Source organism: uncultured Brachyspira sp. (assembly GCF_944390595.1).
Taxonomy (GTDB): domain Bacteria; phylum Spirochaetota; class Brachyspiria; order Brachyspirales; family Brachyspiraceae; genus Brachyspira.
Genome location: NZ_CALXRN010000184.1, coordinates 1 through 3,700 on the forward strand (window position 1 = coordinate 1; position 3,700 = coordinate 3,700).

3 protein-coding genes are annotated in these 3,700 nt (G+C 29.5%); all 3 read right to left on the minus strand.

Annotated features, from left to right (window positions below):
* Positions 1–167: 167 nt before the first annotated feature.
* Positions 168–914, minus strand: a complete 747-nt coding sequence (gene gpmA, locus Q0J90_RS10625; RefSeq protein ID WP_297277874.1) for a 2,3-diphosphoglycerate-dependent phosphoglycerate mutase — start codon at positions 912–914, stop codon at positions 168–170.
* A 189-nt stretch (positions 915–1,103) separates the two neighbouring features.
* Complete coding sequence (locus Q0J90_RS10630) at positions 1,104–3,257, minus strand: methyl-accepting chemotaxis protein (RefSeq protein WP_297277875.1); 2,154 nt, start codon at positions 3,255–3,257, stop codon at positions 1,104–1,106.
* Positions 3,258–3,425: 168 nt separating this feature from the next.
* A partial coding sequence (locus Q0J90_RS10635; protein ID WP_297277876.1) for an iron-containing alcohol dehydrogenase occupies positions 3,426–3,700 on the minus strand: 275 nt, incomplete at its 5' end.

Sequence of the window (3,700 nt, forward strand, 5' to 3'; positions counted from 1 at the left end):
TTAAACTATAGCATATAAGAAAATGAATTCAAGTGTTAAATAATTTTTTGATATAATAATGCATAAGAAATTAAAAATAAAAAAAGGAAAGTTTTTAATTAAAACCTTCCTTTTTTATAATTTATAATTAAACAAACCTTTTACTTACATCATTGTTTATTTTTATATTATTTTTTCTTACCTTGATTTGCAACAGCTTCCATAGCTTTTTTAACAGCCTCAGGATCTCCTAAATATTGTTTATTAACTGCTTTGAAATTATCATCAAGCTCATAAACTAAAGGCATACCTGTTGGTATATTTAACTCTGTGATATCAGCATCAGAAATATTATCTAAATATTTAACCAATGCTCTTAAACTGTTGCCATGAGCAGCTATTATTATTTTTTTACCAGCTTTAATATCCGGAAGTATAACATTTTCCCAAAAAGGCACAACTCTTGCAACTGTATCTTTCAAACATTCAGTTAAAGGCAATTCTTTTTCTGATAAGTTTTTATATCTTGGATCATGTCCAGGATATCTTTCATCAGATTTTTCTAATGCTGGAGGAGGAGTATCATAACTTCTTCTCCATATTTTTACTTGATCTTCTCCGTATTTTTCAGCAGTTTGAGATTTATTTAATCCTTGTAATGCACCGTAATGTCTTTCATTTAATTGCCAGCATTTTTCTACAGGTATCCATAAAAGTCCCATTTCTTCTAAAACCAAATTTAAAGTTTTTATAGCACGTGTAAGAGTAGAAGTATATGCTTTATCAAAAGTAAATCCTGCTTTTTTTAATTCTGTTCCGCCTGCTTTAGCTTCTTCTATTCCTTTTTCAGATAATGTAACATCAGCCCATCCGGTAAATAAATTTTCTTTATTCCAAACACTCTCACCATGACGTATTAAAACAACTTTAGTCATTTTTAAAACTCCTTCTAATAAGATTAAGTTCTATTATATACTAAAATAATAAAAAAGTTAAACAAAAAATATATTGTTTTATATCAAACATTTAATTAAAAAATATTATTTAAATTGCAATAAAAAAACAAGACCGTAAAAACAAATTACAGCCTTGTTTATTATTTTATTAATTTTATTTTACTTCAATTAGAATGAAGCAAATCCATCATCAGTCATTTCGCTTGGAGTAGAAGAATAGGTAGTTCCAAATTCTTCATTTTTTACAGTTTTATTATCCTGCTGTATCATCATTTTTTCTTCAGCTCTTGACTTTTCAACAGATGGAGGTACTTTTAACTCTTTCTTTTTAGGTTCAGTTTTTTCTATTTTTATTTCTGTATTTATTTTTACCTCAGGTTCCTTTTTAATCTCTATATCTTTTTTTATCTCAGCTTCTTTTTTCACTTCCTGTTTTTTATTCTTTTTAGGTTCTGCTGTCAAATCAGAAGGATTCAATTTAAAGAAACTTACAGCTTCCTGAAGAAGATGTGCCTGACTAAGCAGAGATTCTGAAGTTTCTGTACTTTCCTGAACAAGAGAAGCATTATGCTGAGTTACAGTATCCATTTCTGCAACAGCTCTATTAACTTGATCAACTCCTACCTGCTGTTCCATAGCAGTGGCGCTTATATCCTGCATAATTCTAGCTGTATCCTCTATTTTCTGCTGAATATCTATAAATATATCCTGAGACTGACGTGCTGTATCTGTAGCTTTATTAATCTTTTCATTAGTATTATCAACTAATACTGTAATATCTTTAACAGATGATTGAGTTGTCTGTGCCAAATTTCTAACTTCGCTTGCTACAACGGCAAAACCTTTACCCTGTTCTCCTGCTCTGGCAGCTTCAACTGCAGCATTAAGAGCAAGTATATTAGTTTGGAAAGCAATATCCTCAATTATTTTTGTTATATTTTTAATTTTAGCACTAGCCTCATAAACTTCCTCTATATTTATAGTGGTCTCAGCTATAATCTTTCCAGCATTTTCCACAGCCTCTCTTGATGATATCATCATATTATTTCCTGCAACAGCATGTTCTGTTGAAGATTTTATTGTGGAAGCCATCTCTTCCATAGAGCTTGCTGTTTCCTCCAAACTTGCCGCCTGAGATTCTGTTCTTCTGGATAAATCTGTATTTCCATGAGCTAATTCCTGAGCAGCTTTAACTATATTGTTGGAAGCTGTATTAACTTCTGTAATAGTTTCTACAAGTTTATTACGCATACTTACGAAAGATCTTGATAAAACCCCTATCTCATCTTTTCTAGGTTTAATACGCTGTTCTGTCTTAGTTAAATCTCCACGCTCTATCTCTTGCGCCTCTTCTACAACTATTTCAAGAGGTTTAGTAATAGTTCCTATAAATAAACTTACAAATACTGCAAGAACTATTATAGATATTACTCCTATTATTATGCTTGCTATTATTAATTTCAAATTTTGTTCATATATCTCATAATTCATCATAGCAAGTGCTATTATCCAAGGCTGTGTTTTCATCTTATAATAGGCAGCTGTTCTTTCCTGACCATTTACATCATAAGTTATTATTCCTGAATTACTTCCGCTTGTAAAAGCTTGTTTATATATAGGATTAATTTTCATCACAGCTATATTTTCATATAAAGAGTCCATTATATTATATAGCTCAGAACTTGTTATAAATAAACCTCCTGTTTTGCCCAAATCTATATTTGAAAAATGAGTTTGATGCAAAATAGCCCAATCAAGAAGAACATATATATATCCTATATTCTGATTGTTTTCATCTTTAACTATTTTTAAAGCCGGCATAGCCCATTTGCCTGTTATATCTGATTGAAGCAATCTATCACCATAAACAACTTCATCAGAATTAGACGAAGTAACTTTTGTCCAAGTCATAGGAATATAATCTTTTAAATTTTTTCCATTTAGTTCCGGAGAAACAGAATCACTTATTATATTTCCATTAATATCAGCTATACCCATATTAATTATATAAATATTGCTGTTTTTAAAATTTTTTATTGTGCTTGATAATAATTCTAAACTTGTTGCTTCATTACCTTGCAAATATCTAATAATTACAGGAGTTACAGAATACGTATTTACAAGAGATGTTTCTAATCCAAACCAAGTATCCAATACTGAAGCATATCCAGCTATTGTACTATTAAAACCGCCTAGTCTGCTTACACTTATACCTTTACTGGCTATTCTTATGGAAGATATAAGCATTGTTACTATTATAATAACTACTATACAGCATATAACAAAAGGCATTCTAAATGCTAAACTATTTATTTTTTTCATATATATTATTTCTCCAAATAAAACGAAATATTAATTGCTAAAAATTCACTTATTTTTAATATATTATAAATTCGGCTTTTATGCAATATATATAGAAAAAATATAAAAAAACTATAGAGTTATATATGCATATAATTCTATAGTTTTCATCAATAACGAATATATATATTATTTATATGATTTTTGTAATACAGTTAATACTTCCTCGTCTGTAAAGTTATGAGGATCGCATTGGAATAATCCGCCCATAGCAAATTTAGCATTTTTAGCTATATCAGGCAAATCCTCTTTTTTCATGCCGTAATCTGATAGTTTTAAATTATCAACTCCGCATGCTTTTTGCAAATCAACTAAAGCATCAACAAAATCCATAGCTTTATTTGCATCTTTCTTACCTAAAGCCTTAGCCATATTTATCATTTTTTCATCGCAGTCATGTGCAT

Excerpts from the sequence above, each read along its gene's own strand:
- gpmA (WP_297277874.1), bottom strand. The coding sequence starts at position 914 with ATGACTAAAGTTGTTTTAATACGTCATGGTGAGAGTGTTTGGAATAAA.
- Q0J90_RS10630 (WP_297277875.1), bottom strand. The coding sequence starts at position 3,257 with ATGAAAAAAATAAATAGTTTAGCATTTAGAATGCCTTTTGTTATATGC.